A 13347-nucleotide genomic window follows, 5' to 3' on the forward strand; every position below is an offset into this window, starting at 1 on the left:
GTCAGCGTCCCGGTCCACCGGCGGCGTAACTGGGCAGCGCGCCACTGGCCGGCGCGGGAGTGCCGTCGAGGACCTCGCCGACGACGAAAGACGGGTCGACCCGGCGCAGCCACATCTCCGGCCGCAGCGTGATCCGGTGCGCCAACGCCGGTGCCGCGACGTCCTTGACGTCCTCCGGCACCACGTAGTCCCGGCCGGAGAGCACGGCCCGCACCCGGGCCAGCAGCAGCAGTGCCAGCGAGCCACGCGGCGAGGCACCGACCAGCACCGACGGGTGTTCCCGGGTGGCCGCGGTCAACGACACGATGTACCGGCCGACCGAGTCCTCCACCACCACGTCCTCCAACGCCGCCTGCATGGCGCGCAGGGTGGCGGCGTCCACGACCGGTTTGATCTCGGCCTCCTCGCGGCGGCGGGCCATCCGCCGACGCAGCACCTCCCACTCCTCCTCGTGCTCCGGGTATCCGAACGACACTCGCAGCAGGAAACGGTCCAGCTGCGCCTCCGGCAGCGGATAGGTGCCCTCGTACTCGATCGGGTTGGCGGTGGCGAGCACGTGGAAGGGCTCGTCCAGGCGATAGGTGACCCCCTCGACCGAGACCTGCTTCTCCTGCATCGCCTCCAGCAGGGCGGACTGGGTCTTCGGCGGCGTCCGGTTGATCTCGTCGGCCAGCAGCAGATTGGTGAAGACCGGGCCGGCCCGGAAGGTGAAGTCGCCGCTGCGCTGGTCGTAGAGGAACGAGCCGGTGACGTCGGCGGGCAGCAGATCCGGGGTGAACTGGAGCCGGCGGAAGTCCAGCCCGAGCGCCTGGGCGAAGGACCGCGCGGTGAGCGTCTTGCCCAGGCCGGGCAGGTCCTCCAGGAGCACGTGTCCACCGGCGAGGATGCCAGCGAGGACCAGTTCCAGCGAGTCCCGCTTGCCGACCACGACCTGGCCCACCGCGTCCAACACCGCCCGGGCGAGGCGGCCGACCTCGGCGGGGGGCATCGTCTGGCCGACGTCGTTCATCAGATCTTCTCCAGTTCGGCGACGATCGCCGCGAGATCGCGCGGCGAAGGGGTACGGCGGGGCGGGGTGTCCAGGAACGTCGACAGTCGCTCGCCCAGCAGGGCCCGGGCCCGGCCGGGATCCGACTCGCGGGTCACGCCGTGCTTGAGCCGGAGCCGCTCGTCGGCCAGCTCGGCGAGGCGGGGCAGGATCACGTGGGAGAAGCGCTCCGGCTGGGTCTTGGACCACTCCAGAGGAAGCTCCCACCCGTTGATCGCGGTGCGCAGCGCGTCCCGGGCGTCCCAGTTGTACATCCCGTCCTCCTCGCCGTCCTGCTGCGGCCGCGCCACGGTCTGTCCGGAGCGCGGCGGAGGGGCGAGCGTGGCGACGATGCGGCGTACCGCGAGCACGGTGACCACTCCGGCGACCAGCACCACCAGGGACACCCGCAACCCGACCGCCCGCAGCCCGGCGATCAGGACGACGGTCGCGGCGGCGGTGAGGCCGAGGAACCCGAGCAGGCTCCGCAGCCGCCCACCCCGGGGCGCTTCCTGCTGGACCGGCCGTTCCTCCTCGAAGCTGAGCAGGTCGTCGATACTGGTTTTGCTCATGCCGGCACTCCGGCGGCGGTGGCGGTGAGTTCGCCGCGCAACCGTTGCAGGGCGGCGCGGGCCTGGTCGCGCGTGCGCTCCTCGACCGGGCGGGTCGCGTACCGCGCCTCGCGGTAGACCTGCGCCAGCTCGGCCAGCACGTCGGCGCTGACGATCGCCGGCACGCCGTTGGCGGAGTCCCCGCGCAGCAGCCGGGTGACCAGGTCGGTGGGGGTGTCACCGGCCCGTCGGGGCACCCCGACACCGGCGGCGGCCTCTTCGAGGCGGACCCAGCAGGCGATCACCGCGGTCCTCGGGTCGGTGTCCCGGTCGTCCAGGTCGACCAGGCCGGCGTCGACCGCGGCGACCACCTCGCGGGCGGTGCCGGCGGCGCTGCGGCGGGCCGGACGGGCGGGCAGCCGCCGGGTGACCCGGCGGGTCATGCCCCGGATCACCGTCCAGGCGAGGTAGCCGATGACCACGAGCAGGACGAGCCCGAGCAGCGCCAACGCCAGCGTGCCGATCCAGGGCGGGATCTCGGCCCGGGTCTGCTCGGCGGCGTCGCGCGGCTCGACCGGGATCGAGGGACGCGGGTCGCCGGTCGGGTACTCCAGGACGAACGGGGCGTCCTGCACGGCCGGCGGGATCCGGCTCGCGCCGATCGACGAGTGTGCGGCGGCCAGCGTGACGACGGCGAGCAGGCCGATCACCGCGGTGACGGGCCACCACTTGCGCAGCAGGTCCACGTCGACCTACCTTCGCTCCACCAGGGCGTACGGCGGGCTCGTCTGCGTCGCGTCCGCCATCTCCACCACCCCGCAGCGTCAGTCCAACCCGGCCAGTTCTTTCGCCCGGGCGAACACATCGTCAAGCATTCCTGGTGTCAGCCGTCCGGTGAAGGTGTTCTGCTGGCTGACGTGATAGCAGCCGAGCAGTTCCGGTACGGCCGTGCCGGACCAGTGTGCCCCATGGCCGAACGACGGTCGCGGGCTGGGCGGACGGACGCCGTACACGTGGCGTGCCACCGGCCACCACGCGGCCCAGGCGAAGCCGCCCAGCGCCACCACCACCCGCAGCGTCGGTCGGATCAGGTCGACCTCCCGGTGCAGCCAGGGCGCACAGGTGTCCCGCTCGGCCGGGCTCGGCTTGTTGTCCGGCGGGGCGCACCGCACCGCCGCGAAGATCCGGGTGTGCCGCAGGGCCAGTCCGTCGTCGGCGGCCACGCTGGTCGGCTGGTTGGCCAGGCCCGCCCGGTGCAGCGCGGCGAAGAGCACGTCGCCGGAGCGGTCGCCGGTGAAGATCCGTCCGGTGCGATTGCCGCCGTGTGCCGCCGGGGCCAGTCCGAGCACGGCGATCCGGGCCTCGGGGTCACCGAAGCCGGGTACCGGCCGGCCCCAGTACTCCTGGTCGCGGAAGGCGGCGCGTCGGGTGCGCGCCACCTCCTCCCGCCAGGTGACCAGCCGGGGGCAGGCGAAGCAGTCGGCGACGGCCGCGTCGAGGTCGGTCAGGTCGGCCGCCCGCGTGGCGCGGGCGACCACGTCGGCCGGGGTACGCGACTCAGCCAAGCTTGGCCCGGAACAGTTCGAGCGTGCGGGCCCAGGCGCTGGTGGCGGCACGCAGGTCGAACTTCTCCGGCCGGTCCTCGTTGAAGAAGGCGTGCGCGGTGCCCGGGTAGTCGTGCAACTGGCAGGTGCCGCCGGCGTTCTCGATCGCCCGGCGGACCGTCTGGACGCCGGGGTCGGTGGAGGTGCCGTCCGCCTCGGAGCAATGCACGAGGGCGTCCTTTCCGGCGTAGTCGGTCCACTCCGGACTCATGCCCTCCCAGGGCAGCCGGGGGTAGAACGCGGCGGCGGCGACGATCCGCTCGGAGTGGCTGGCCGCCCAGAGCGCCAGGCTCGCCCCGGCGCAGAAGCCCGCGCAGCCGACCTTTCCGGTCACCTCGGCACGCCCGGCGAGGTAGTCGGCGGCCACCGCGATCTCGCGGGCCGCCTCGTCCATCTGTGGACCGTTCAACAGTCGTCGGGGCTCGCTCGGCTTGCCCGCCGGCTCGCCGTGCCGGAAGTCCGGGGCCAGCGCGACGAAGCCCGCCTCGGCGAAGCGGTCCACCACCGACCGGATCTGCGGCACCAGGCCCCACCAGTCCTGGATGACGATGACCGCAGGGCTGGCCGTGCCACTGGCGGGCACCGCGAGATACCCCTCGCCGGTACCTCCGTCGCCACGGTAAGTAACCATCTCGCCCATCGGCCCATCCTCCTAGCGGTCAGTCATCGTTGGCTGGTCGCCCAGTGGTCGTACGTGTCGGTAGCCTGCCACGGGGTGACCATCGCTAGGAAGATGCGGGAGCAGTGGTGTTCACCTCCCGTTCGCACACCCCGCTCGACACGCCGACGGCGGCACCGGGGCCGGTGCCGCCGTCGATGGTGCCGGGCCATGCCCTGCCGTCAGGCCTTTCGGGTCAGGCAGAGCAGGTAGCCGGTGGCGCCGGGCTTGACGCTGTAGAAGACGTAGCCGTCTTCGCCCTCCTTGAAGTACGGCTCACACGCCTCACCGGTGCGGGCCTGGGCCTCGGTCTGGTCGTCGACCCGACCGACCACGTTGTACGCGGCGTCGGTGTCGGTGCAGGCGACCACCTTCGCACCGCTGACCTCGGTCTCCTGCTCGCCGATCGTCTCGGGGAGCTCGGCGATGCAGTCACCGGACTTCGCCTCGGCGGTCTGGTCGGAGTCGAAGAGGCTGGCGAGGCCGAACTTCAGACCGGTGATGACCGCGAACACGACGAGCGCGCCGACGATGCCGATCAGCTTCTTCTTGCCACCGGACCCACGTGCCGGTTCGGTCGGCGGCGCCGACTGTCCCGCCGCCTCTCCGGAGGGCGGTGCCGGGACACTCGACGGGTCCTGCGAAGCATTCGGCGCGGGAGCCGATGCGACCTGCTCTGACACGGTTTGTCCTTCCAGGGTGGATGAGCAGACGACACCGTAAGCGATCATCGATGTCGTCCGTCGCCCCGTGGGCATCAACCGTTCAGCTATTTCCCAGAAGGCACTCAGCCGACCGGAGCGAGGCTCCAGGCGATGCCGTCGAGGATGTCGTGCTCGGAGGCCACCACCGAGTCCATCCCGGCCCGTTCCATGATCACCCGGAGGACGAGCGCGCCGGCACCGATGACGTCGGCCCGGCCCGGGTGCATCACCGGGATCGCCAACCGCTGCTCCCGATTGGCCGCCAGCAGCTCGGCGGTCACCTGCGCCACCCGGTCGTACGACACCCGCGCGTGGTGGATGCGGGTCGGGTCGTACCCGGTGAGGCCCTCGGCGATCGCGACCACGGTGGTGACCGACCCGGCGAGCCCGACCAGCGTGGCCGCCTCGCGTCCCGGCACCACCGTCAGCGCGCGGTCGACCGCCACCGCGATGTCGGCCTGCGCGGCGGCGATCTCGTCCAGCCCGGGCGGGTCCCCGTGCAGGTGCCGCTCGGTCATCCGGACGCAGCCGATGTCCATCGAGATCGCCGCGTCGACGCCGCCGTCCCGGCTTCCGACCACGAACTCGGTGGAGCCGCCGCCGATGTCCACCACCAGGTACGGCGACCGCGCGTCGGACGGCAGTCCGCGTACCGCGCCGGTGAACGAGAGCCGGGCCTCCTCGTCGCCGCTGACCACCTCGGGCGCCACGCCCAGCGTCTGCTGCACCATGGCCCGGAAGTCGGCGGCGTTCTCCGCGTCCCGGCTGGCCGAGGTGGCGCACATCCGCACCCGCTCGACACCCGACTTCTCGATCTCGGCGGCGTAGTCGGCGAGCGCGACCCGGGTCCGCTCGATCGCCTCGGGGGCGAGCCGTCCGGTGGCGTCGACGCCCTGGCCCAGCCGGACGATCTCCATCCGCCGGGACACGTCGCGCAGCGGCGCGGTGGGCCCCTCCGACGGGTCGGGCAGGTCGGCGATCAGCAACCGGATCGAGTTGGTGCCACAGTCGATGGCGGCCACACGCGTCGTCACGACGGTCACCCTACAGTGGCGAGCCGACCGGGCACCCGGCCTCAGAGACGCAGCAGCATCCGGGTGTTGCCCAGCGTGTTCGGCTTGACCCGTTCCAGATCGAGGAACTCGGCGACGCCCTCGTCGTACGAGCGCAGCAACTGCTCGTAGACGGGGTTCGGCACCGGAGCGCCGTCGATCTCGGTGAAGCCGAACGAGCCGAAGAACCGGGTCTCGAAGGTGAGCACGAAGATCCGCGCGATGCCCAGGTCCCGCGCCGCCTCGATCAGCTCGGCCACGATCCGGTGCCCGATCCGCCGACCTCGGCAGGTCGGGTCGACCGCCACCGTCCGGATCTCGGCCAGGTCCTCCCACATCACGTGCAGCGCGCCGCAGCCCACCACCGCGCCGTCGGCGACCCGGCTGGCGACCCGGAACTCCTGCACGTGCTCGTAGAGCGTGACGGTGGCCTTGCTGAGCAGCCGCCGGTCGTCGGTGTAGGTGTCCACCAGCCGACGGATGGCCCGGACGTCGGCGGTGCGGGCGGGCCGGACCAGGATGTCGTCGGCCCCGTCCGGAACGGGCTCGCCGCTCACTCGGCGTCCGGCACGTCGACGCACCGGCCCGCCGCCCACCAGGGCTCGACCAGGTCCAGCGTCTCGTCACCGAACGGGTTCACGCCGGGCCCGGCACCGAGCGCGTGACCGAGGTGGACGTGCAGGCACTTCACCCGGCCGGGCATCCCGCCAGCCGAGATGCCGGCGATCTCGGGGACCTCGGCGATCGAGTCCCGCCGGGCGAGGTAGTCCTCGTGCGCGGCCCGGTAGCGGTCGGCCAGCTCCGGATCGGCGGCCAACCGGTCGGCCATCTCCCGCATCAACCCGGCCGACTCCAACCGGCTGCACGCCGCGGTCGCGCGGGGGCAGGTCAGGTAGTAGAGCGTCGGGAAGGGGGTGCCGTCGGCCAGCCGGGGCGTCGTCTCCACCACGTCGGGCAGGCCGCACGGGCAGCGGTGCGCCACCGCCCGGGTGCCGCGCGGCGGGCGTCCAAGCTGCGCGGCCACCGCGGCGAGGTCGGCCTCCGTGGCCGGTTCCCGCTTCGGTGGGGGTACGGAGGCCGCAGCCGGCTCCTGCGGTGGTACGACAGTCACGGTGCCATCTCTCGTTCGTGCGGGGGTGGTCGGTGCTCAGTCGACGGTCGGGGTCGCGTCGGCGGCGCGCACGCTCGACCAGAGCGTGTCGTACCAGCGGTCCGGTGTGGACGGGGTGCCGGGCTGGGCGGTGCCGGCGTCCCGCGCGGCCCCGGCCGGGTCGTCGAGCAGCACCACCAACTTCTCACCGGGCCGGGTCATGAAGAACCGCTCCCGCGCCTTGGCCTCGATGAACGCGTCGTCCTGCCACTTCTCGGCCTCCTCGGTCAGCTCGGCGATCAGCTTGCGCTGGGCGGCCTGCGAGGCCTCCATCCGCTCGATGTCGGCCTGCTGGTCGAGATAGACCCGGACCGGGTACGTGTAGGCGAGCGCGAGCGCGATCAGCACCGCGACCAGCACGGTGGCCCGGCCGGTGAGACCTCGGGATTGGGGTGCGGAGAGCCGAGTGACGCCGCCTGCGGCGGTGCGCCGGGCTGCGGCGGGCCGCTTGGCGGAGCGTACGCCCTCGGCACCGCGGGCGGCCGACGGCGCCCGGCCGGCGGTGGTACGCGACTCGGCGCGGACCCCTCCGCCGTCCCGGACCGCGCCCCGGCCGGTGCCGGGCCGACCGGTGCGGCCCGGCCGGCGGGCCGGACGTTGACCACCCGGCGTGCGGCGCTGCTGCATCACACCCCTCCCCCGAGGTTCACCACCCGTCAGGCGGAACGGTAACGCGGGAAGGCGCCCGCACCGGCGTACCGCGCCGCGTCGGCCAGCTCCTCCTCGATGCGCAGGAGCTGGTTGTACTTGGCCACCCGGTCGGAGCGGGCCGGGGCACCGGTCTTGATCTGGCCGCAGCCGGTGGCCACCGCGAGGTCGGCGATGGTGGTGTCCTCGGTCTCGCCGGACCGGTGGCTCATCATGCACTTGAAGCCGGCCCGGTGGGCCAGGTCGACCGCGTCCAGGGTCTCGGTCAGCGAGCCGATCTGGTTGACCTTCACCAGCACCGCGTTGGCCGCCCGCTCGGTGATGCCCCGGGCGATGCGCTGCGGGTTGGTGACGAACAGGTCGTCACCGACGATCTGGACCCGGTCGCCGATCGCGGCGGTCAGCGTCTGCCAGCCGCTCCAGTCGTCCTCGGCCAGCGGGTCCTCGATCGACACGATCGGGTACGCGTCGGCGAGCTTGGTGTAGTACTCGCTCATCTCCTCCGCGCTCTTGGCGACGCCCTCGAAGGTGTAGCGCCCGTCGGCGAAGAACTCGGTGGCAGCGACGTCCAGGGCGAAGACGATGTCGGTGCCGAGCGTGTAGCCGGCCTTCTCCACCGCCTCGGCGATCAGGTCCAGGGCGGCGGCGTTGGTGGGCAGGTTCGGGGCGAAGCCGCCCTCGTCGCCGAGCCCGGTCGACAGGTCCTTCTTCTTCAGCACGGTCTTGAGCGCGTGGTAGACCTCGGCGCCGGAGCGCAGCGCCTCCCGGAAGCTCGGCGCGCCGATCGGCGCGATCATGAACTCCTGGATGTCGACGTTGCTGTCGGCGTGCGCCCCGCCGTTGAGGATGTTCATCATCGGCACCGGGAGCAGGTGCGCGTTCGGCCCGCCCAGGTAGCGGAAGAGGCTCAGCCCGGCGCTGCCGGCCGCCGCCTTGGCCACCGCCAGCGAGACGCCGAGGATGGCGTTGGCGCCCAGCTCACCCTTGTTGTCGGAGCCGTCGATGTCCAGCATCTTCTGGTCGATCACCCGCTGCTCGCTGGCGTCGTACCCGATGAGCTGGTCGACGATGCGGTCCTCGATGTTGGCGACCGCCTTCTCCACTCCCTTGCCCAGGTAGCGGCCCTTGTCACCGTCGCGCAGCTCGACCGCCTCGAAGGCGCCGGTGGAGGCGCCGGAGGGCACCGCCGCCCGGGAGACCGTGCCGTCGTCCAGCCCGACCTCGACCTCGACCGTCGGGTTACCCCGCGAGTCCAGGATCTCCCGAGCCTCGATTACCTCGATGGTTGCCACTGAGTCGCTCCTCGTTCGTGTCGTCTCGTGCGGTATGGGCCGCGACGGTGCGGCTGAGGCAGGTGTTGAACGCAGCGTATCGGTCCCCGTTCCTCCGCACCGCGACCGGGCGGGCCGCCACCCGCTCTGTGAGCGCCGACGGGTCGGACATTCCCGAATTCTCGTGCGTCAACCGGCAACGGGTTTGCACGAGCGGGACCTGATCGATCAGGCTTGGCGCCATGCCCGCCGCCTCGACCACCCTCCGTACGCTCGCCGTGTCGGTCATCGCGTTGCTCACCGTCACTGGCTGTCAGGCTCTGGACGACGCCGGACGGGCGATGGGACGGGCCGACGTGGTCAACGAACTCGCCGCCCGGATCGACCGGGCGCTGGAGTTGACCTACTCGGCGCAGTACCAACTCTCCGGCGGACGGACCGCGTCGATCAACCAGTCGCAGGACCCGGCCCGGTCGGCGTACGAGTGGCCGGACGGCAAGCTGACCGTGACCGCCGAGGCGACCACCCGCTGCGAGGCCGACGACGGGCGGACGGTCTGCACGCTCGAAGCGCCGCCCGCTGCGAACAGCAAGCCGCCGGTGGTCGTCTTCGCCGCCGCCGAACGCGAGGGCCTGGTCACGCCGCCGCTGGTGATGGGCCTGCTGACCAGTGCCGCACTGGATCCCGGCGCGGTCATCACCCAGCGCGAGAACACCATCGCCGGGCACCACGCGACCTGCGTCGACGTGCGGCAGACCGCCGAGAGCTTCAACGCCTGCGTGACCGCGGAGGGCGTGCTCGGCAGCTTCACCGGCCAGATCGACGGTGTGCCGGTGGAGTTGGCGCTGAGCCGCTACCAGGAGCAGGTCGACGGCGCTGCGTTCGAGGTACCGCCGGGCGCGGGCGTGGTGGACCGCCGACCCGCCACCTGAGGCTCAGATCCCGAGCAGGGTCCGCAGATGGCGCGGGGGCGGGCAGTTGTGCGCCAACATCTCGTCGTGCCAGTCCCGTAGCGCCACCTCGGACGGGCGGGCCGCGGCGATGTCGGCGACCTCCGCGTACCCGACGAAGTAGGTGGAGAGCTGGGCCGAGGTGAGCAGCGAGCGGCGCCACTTGCCGGCCGCCTCACCTTCCTCCTGGAAGCCGCGCCCGGTCAGCAACGCCATCGCCTCCGCCTCGGACGCCTCCTCGGCGTGGACCAACTGGTCCAGCAACGCGTTGAGGGTCATCCGCAACTGCACCTTGAGCTGCTGCAACCGCACCGGTAGCCCGCCGAACCCGTGCCCGGCCATCAGCTCCTCGGCGTAGACCGCCCAACCCTCGACGAACGGACCGGAGCGGGTCAGCGCGCGTACCCGGGTGGTGCCCCGGTGACGGCGGGCGTGGGCGAGCTGGAGGAAGTGACCGGGCATCGCCTCGTGCACGGTCAGGTTCCTGATCATGTGGTCGTTGTACTCGCGGTAGAACGAGTCCACGCGATGCGCCGGCCAGTCCGCCGGAGTCGGCGCGATGCAGTAGAACGTGGGCAGGTCGGCGGTCTCCAGCGCGCCCGGCGCGTCGCAGTAGGCCACTGCCACGCCGCGCGCGAACTGCGGCATCACCTGGATCACGCAGGGGTCGTCCGGCACGCTCACCAGGTCGTGCGCGCGGACGAAGTCGCTCGCCTCGTCCATGGTGATCGAGGCCAGGTCGACGATGGTGTGGTCGTCGGGGTGCTCGGCGGCGAGCAGGTCCAGCGCGCGGCGTACCGTCTCGTCGTCGGCCGGACCACCGACCAGCTCGACCGCCGCCGCGCGGATCTCCTCACCGATCCGGTCCAGGTTGGCCCACGCCCGCCGCTGGATCTCGGCGGCGCCCAGCTCGGTGTCGAGGGTGTGCCACAGGCGGGCCTCCCAGCGCCGCCGTCCCAACCGGGGATCCCGTCCCGGCCCGTCCTCGGCGGCCAGCCCGGTGCCCAGCCAGGCAACGAACTCCTCCAGCGCGGCGATCGCCGCGGTGGCCGCCGGCTCGACCCGGTCGACCAACGCCGGTGCCTGCGCGAGCAGCGCCGGCACCTCGTCCCGGACCAGCGCGGCGGTGCCGGTGAACTGCCCGACCGCCGTCTCCGCATGGATCCGGGGCATGTCGCGCAGCGTCGCCCGCGCGGTCGCCAACGCGTCCGGTACGGCGGCGAGCCGCCCGGCGAGCGCGGTCAACCGCTCCTCGACCGGCGCGTACGGCCGGGCGACGAGCGCGTGCAGCAGCGGGCCGGGATTGTGCGCGAGCGGGTCCCACTCGTGTGCCCGGATCTCGGTCAGCTCGAACAACTCCCGGTCGACCGCCGCCGCCAGCAGTGCGTGGTCCACCTGCTCCTCGACGTCGCCCGGATCCGGGTCGATCTCGCACAGCACGCTGGCCGCGTCCACGAGCATCGCCCGGTCGGCCGCCACCCCGTCGGCGGAGAGATCCGGCAACCGGTCGTCGTACCGGTGGTCTCCGACCGAGGTGGCCACCCCCGGCCGACTGACCAGTAACGCCTCGACGATCCGCTCCGCCACCACCCCGAACTTCTCCACCCCCCGAACCTAACCACCCCACCCGTCCCCCGCCGCTGGAGCGGTCCCGCCCCGCCCACCGCAAACGGTCCACCCACTCCGGTGATCAGGCCACCCATCCCGTTGATCAAGGAGTTTGCGTCGTGCCGGCGCGGTCTCTCCGATGCAAACCTCTTGATCACGGAGCCACGGCGGCCATCTGGCAGGGGTTCGTCAACCTGGCCAAGTAGATCGGGCCTCTGGGCTGACCCAACCTCAGCGCGATGGGGGGCTTCCGCCCTTGGCAGCAGCGTGGCAGCGTAGCTGTTCGACACGCCGGGTCTGGAGCAGCTGCACTGCCACGATCCGTGGCGGCGCGTCAGGGGGCGGTGCGTCAGGGGGCGGTGCGTCAGGGGGGGGGCGGTGCGTCAGCTCGGGCGGGCGGTGGATTCGGCTTTGCGGATGGACTCGGCGTGGGCGAGGGTGGCGCGGCGCAGGGCGGTCTCCGGGTCCAGGCCGGCGTCGCGGGCCTCGGCCACGGCGGTCAGCAGTGCGGCGCCCAGGGCCGCCTCGGCGTCCGGCTGGGCCTGCGGCGACGGGAGCGGCACACCGAGTCCGGCCCGGGTGGCGCGTTCCAGGATCTTGGCGGCCAGGGCCAGCGCGGGCTGACTCACCGCGATGCCGTCGAGTACCGAGTCCCGGGACTTCTCGGCCTGCTTGATCCGCTCCCAGTTCGCGGTGATCTCCTCCAGGCTGCCCGCCTCGGCGTCGGCGAAGACGTGCGGGTTGCGCCGGACCATCTTGTCGACCAGGCCACCGGCCACGTCGTCCACGGTCCACCGCTCGCCCTCGGGCAGCTCCTCGGCCAGCCGGGCGTGCAGCACCACCTGGAGGAGCACGTCACCCAACTCCTCGCGCAACGCGTCGGTGTCTCCGGCGCCGATCGCGTCGTACGCCTCGTAGCACTCCTCCAGCAGGAACCCGGCCAGACTCTGGTGGGTCTGCGCCCGCTTCCACGGATCACCACCCGGGGAGAGCAGCCGGTCCAGCACCGCCACCGCGTCGAGCAGCCGGGCCCCCGGCGGATCCCACGAGCCGTACATCAGCTCCAGCTCGGCCAGCCCCGGTTCGCGGGCCAACCGCAGCCCCAGCTGACGGGCCAGCGACTCGTCGCCGGCCGGGCCGGCCAGCCACACCACGGTCTCGTGCGTCGTCGAGGCGTCCAGCAACACCGGCACCGCCGGCCCGTCGAGCACCCGCACCTCGGCACCGGCGACCCGCAAGGCGTTGGTCAGCTCGCTCTCCGCACCGGCGAACACCGGCGCGGCGCGTACGACGTCCCAGGCGGTCGCCGTCAGCAGACCGGCCGGCAACCGGGGCGAGGTCACCAGCAGGACGATCCGGGGCACGGTCAGCCGTCGACCGGGCCGGTCTGCGCCGGCCTCGGAGTGGAGACGTCGGTGACCGCGTCGGAACCGGGCTCACCCAGCGGCACACCCACCGCGACCGCCTGACCGGCGAAGCTGAGCACCGGGAACTCCAGCGGACGGTAGCGCGGGTTGACCGTCACGTCGTACGTCTCGACCGCCCCGGCCAGGGCGTCGCGGGTGGCCAGGGCCTGGCGGAGCTGTTCGCCGTCGAGCTGCGGGGTGGCCTGCTCGACGGTCACGTCGGCGGGTACGGCACCGGCGCGCTTGCCCGCCGCCACCAGGTCGGCCAGCTCCTGCTCGGTCGGTGCCACCGGCGAGCCGACCGGGATGCCGGACAGGCAGGTGTACAGCTCGGCGACCTGCCGCGCGTACGTGGCCTCCGGGCTGATGCCGAGTTGCTGGGCCACCTGGGCGGCCTCGGCCTGCCCCTGGGGGCGGTAACCCTCGGCGGCGGAGATCCGCTCGCAGACCTGACCGAGCACCAGGGTGCTCACCACCTCGCTGCGCCCGGGCAGCCGTACCTGCTGCTGGCCGGGCACCTGCTCGGCCGCCTCGGTCGGCTCCGGGTTCTTGGCCCGGGCGTCGTCGATGACCTCGGTGACGGCGTCCTCGGTGATCCGGTGGTCACCGACGTACGCGGCGACACCGGGCTCGGAACGGCAACCGGAGAGGGCGACGAGGCCGACCGCCACGCTGGCGACGGCGACAAGACGGCGAGCACGCATGCCCGTCACTCTCT

At 72.6% G+C, this 13347-nt stretch carries 15 protein-coding genes; 1 reads left to right on the plus strand and 14 read right to left on the minus strand.

The window, feature by feature from the left end; translation table 11 throughout:
• Window position 1 precedes the first annotated feature (1 nt).
• The 11 genes from ACZ31C_RS00185 to eno form a co-directional block, all read right to left on the minus strand.
• The gene (locus ACZ31C_RS00185; RefSeq protein ID WP_465793549.1) at window positions 2-1009 is read right to left on the minus strand and encodes an AAA family ATPase; all 1008 of its coding nucleotides are present in this window, start codon (window positions 1007-1009) and stop codon (window positions 2-4) included.
• Window positions 1009-1599, minus strand: coding sequence for a hypothetical protein (locus tag ACZ31C_RS00190; protein ID WP_396740591.1), 591 nt, complete (start codon window positions 1597-1599; stop codon window positions 1009-1011). The genes ACZ31C_RS00185 and ACZ31C_RS00190 overlap by 1 nt, the downstream gene beginning before the upstream one ends.
• Complete coding sequence (locus ACZ31C_RS00195) at window positions 1596-2324, minus strand: DUF4129 domain-containing protein (protein ID WP_465793550.1); 729 nt, start codon at window positions 2322-2324, stop codon at window positions 1596-1598. Before ACZ31C_RS00195 ends, ACZ31C_RS00190 begins: the two co-directional genes overlap by 4 nt.
• Window positions 2325-2402: 78 nt before the next feature.
• On the minus strand, window positions 2403-3143 hold the full coding sequence (locus ACZ31C_RS00200; RefSeq protein ID WP_396740595.1) for a uracil-DNA glycosylase: 741 nt from the start codon (window positions 3141-3143) through the stop codon (window positions 2403-2405).
• Window positions 3136-3822: a dienelactone hydrolase family protein gene (locus tag ACZ31C_RS00205; protein WP_465793551.1), complete on the minus strand. Its 687-nt coding sequence runs from the start codon at window positions 3820-3822 to the stop codon at window positions 3136-3138. The genes ACZ31C_RS00200 and ACZ31C_RS00205 overlap by 8 nt, the downstream gene beginning before the upstream one ends.
• A gap of 200 nt (window positions 3823-4022) precedes the next feature.
• Window positions 4023-4523 (minus strand): LppU/SCO3897 family protein, encoded by a 501-nt coding sequence (locus ACZ31C_RS00210; RefSeq protein ID WP_465793552.1) that lies wholly within the window; start codon window positions 4521-4523, stop codon window positions 4023-4025.
• A gap of 104 nt (window positions 4524-4627) precedes the next feature.
• Window positions 4628-5566: a Ppx/GppA phosphatase family protein gene (locus ACZ31C_RS00215; protein ID WP_465794329.1), complete on the minus strand. Its 939-nt coding sequence runs from the start codon at window positions 5564-5566 to the stop codon at window positions 4628-4630.
• Window positions 5567-5619: 53 nt separating this feature from the next.
• Window positions 5620-6153, minus strand: coding sequence for an amino-acid N-acetyltransferase (locus ACZ31C_RS00220; RefSeq protein ID WP_465793553.1), 534 nt, complete (start codon window positions 6151-6153; stop codon window positions 5620-5622).
• On the minus strand, window positions 6150-6707 hold the full coding sequence (locus tag ACZ31C_RS00225) for a DUF501 domain-containing protein (RefSeq protein WP_350695693.1): 558 nt from the start codon (window positions 6705-6707) through the stop codon (window positions 6150-6152). The genes ACZ31C_RS00220 and ACZ31C_RS00225 overlap by 4 nt, the downstream gene beginning before the upstream one ends.
• 36 nt (window positions 6708-6743) lie before the next feature.
• Window positions 6744-7373: a septum formation initiator family protein gene (locus ACZ31C_RS00230; protein ID WP_396740603.1), complete on the minus strand. Its 630-nt coding sequence runs from the start codon at window positions 7371-7373 to the stop codon at window positions 6744-6746.
• A 29-nt stretch (window positions 7374-7402) separates the two neighbouring features.
• Window positions 7403-8686, minus strand: a complete 1284-nt coding sequence (gene eno, locus ACZ31C_RS00235) for a phosphopyruvate hydratase (protein ID WP_396740605.1) — start codon at window positions 8684-8686, stop codon at window positions 7403-7405.
• Between the two features lie 221 nt (window positions 8687-8907).
• Here eno and ACZ31C_RS00240 point away from each other — a divergent pair, with 221 nt between their 5' ends.
• Window positions 8908-9597, plus strand: a complete 690-nt coding sequence (locus ACZ31C_RS00240) for a hypothetical protein (RefSeq protein ID WP_396740607.1) — start codon at window positions 8908-8910, stop codon at window positions 9595-9597.
• A gap of 3 nt (window positions 9598-9600) precedes the next feature.
• Here ACZ31C_RS00240 and ACZ31C_RS00245 read toward each other — a convergent pair whose 3' ends face one another.
• The 3 genes from ACZ31C_RS00245 to ACZ31C_RS00255 form a co-directional block, all read right to left on the minus strand.
• Window positions 9601-11220, minus strand: a complete 1620-nt coding sequence (locus tag ACZ31C_RS00245) for a DUF885 domain-containing protein (RefSeq protein WP_465793554.1) — start codon at window positions 11218-11220, stop codon at window positions 9601-9603.
• A gap of 386 nt (window positions 11221-11606) precedes the next feature.
• On the minus strand, window positions 11607-12587 hold the full coding sequence (locus tag ACZ31C_RS00250; protein ID WP_465793555.1) for a nucleoside triphosphate pyrophosphohydrolase: 981 nt from the start codon (window positions 12585-12587) through the stop codon (window positions 11607-11609).
• Window positions 12588-12589: 2 nt separating this feature from the next.
• On the minus strand, window positions 12590-13333 hold the full coding sequence (locus ACZ31C_RS00255; RefSeq protein WP_465793556.1) for a hypothetical protein: 744 nt from the start codon (window positions 13331-13333) through the stop codon (window positions 12590-12592).
• Between the last annotated feature and the right edge of the window lie 14 nt (window positions 13334-13347).

It is taken from the genome of Micromonospora sp. NPDC023869, assembly GCF_055559695.1.

Bases quoted from the DNA above. Each gene is read 5' to 3' on its own strand.
- ACZ31C_RS00185 (WP_465793549.1), bottom strand. From the start codon at position 1,009: ATGAACGACGTCGGCCAGACGATGCCCCCCGCCGAGGTCGGCCGCCTC.
- ACZ31C_RS00190 (WP_396740591.1), bottom strand. From the start codon at position 1,599: ATGAGCAAAACCAGTATCGACGACCTGCTCAGCTTCGAGGAGGAACGG.
- ACZ31C_RS00205 (WP_465793551.1), bottom strand. From the start codon at position 3,822: ATGGGCGAGATGGTTACTTACCGTGGCGACGGAGGTACCGGCGAGGGG.
- ACZ31C_RS00230 (WP_396740603.1), bottom strand. From the start codon at position 7,373: ATGCAGCAGCGCCGCACGCCGGGTGGTCAACGTCCGGCCCGCCGGCCG.
- ACZ31C_RS00240 (WP_396740607.1), top strand. From the start codon at position 8,908: ATGCCCGCCGCCTCGACCACCCTCCGTACGCTCGCCGTGTCGGTCATC.
- ACZ31C_RS00255 (WP_465793556.1), bottom strand. From the start codon at position 13,333: ATGCGTGCTCGCCGTCTTGTCGCCGTCGCCAGCGTGGCGGTCGGCCTC.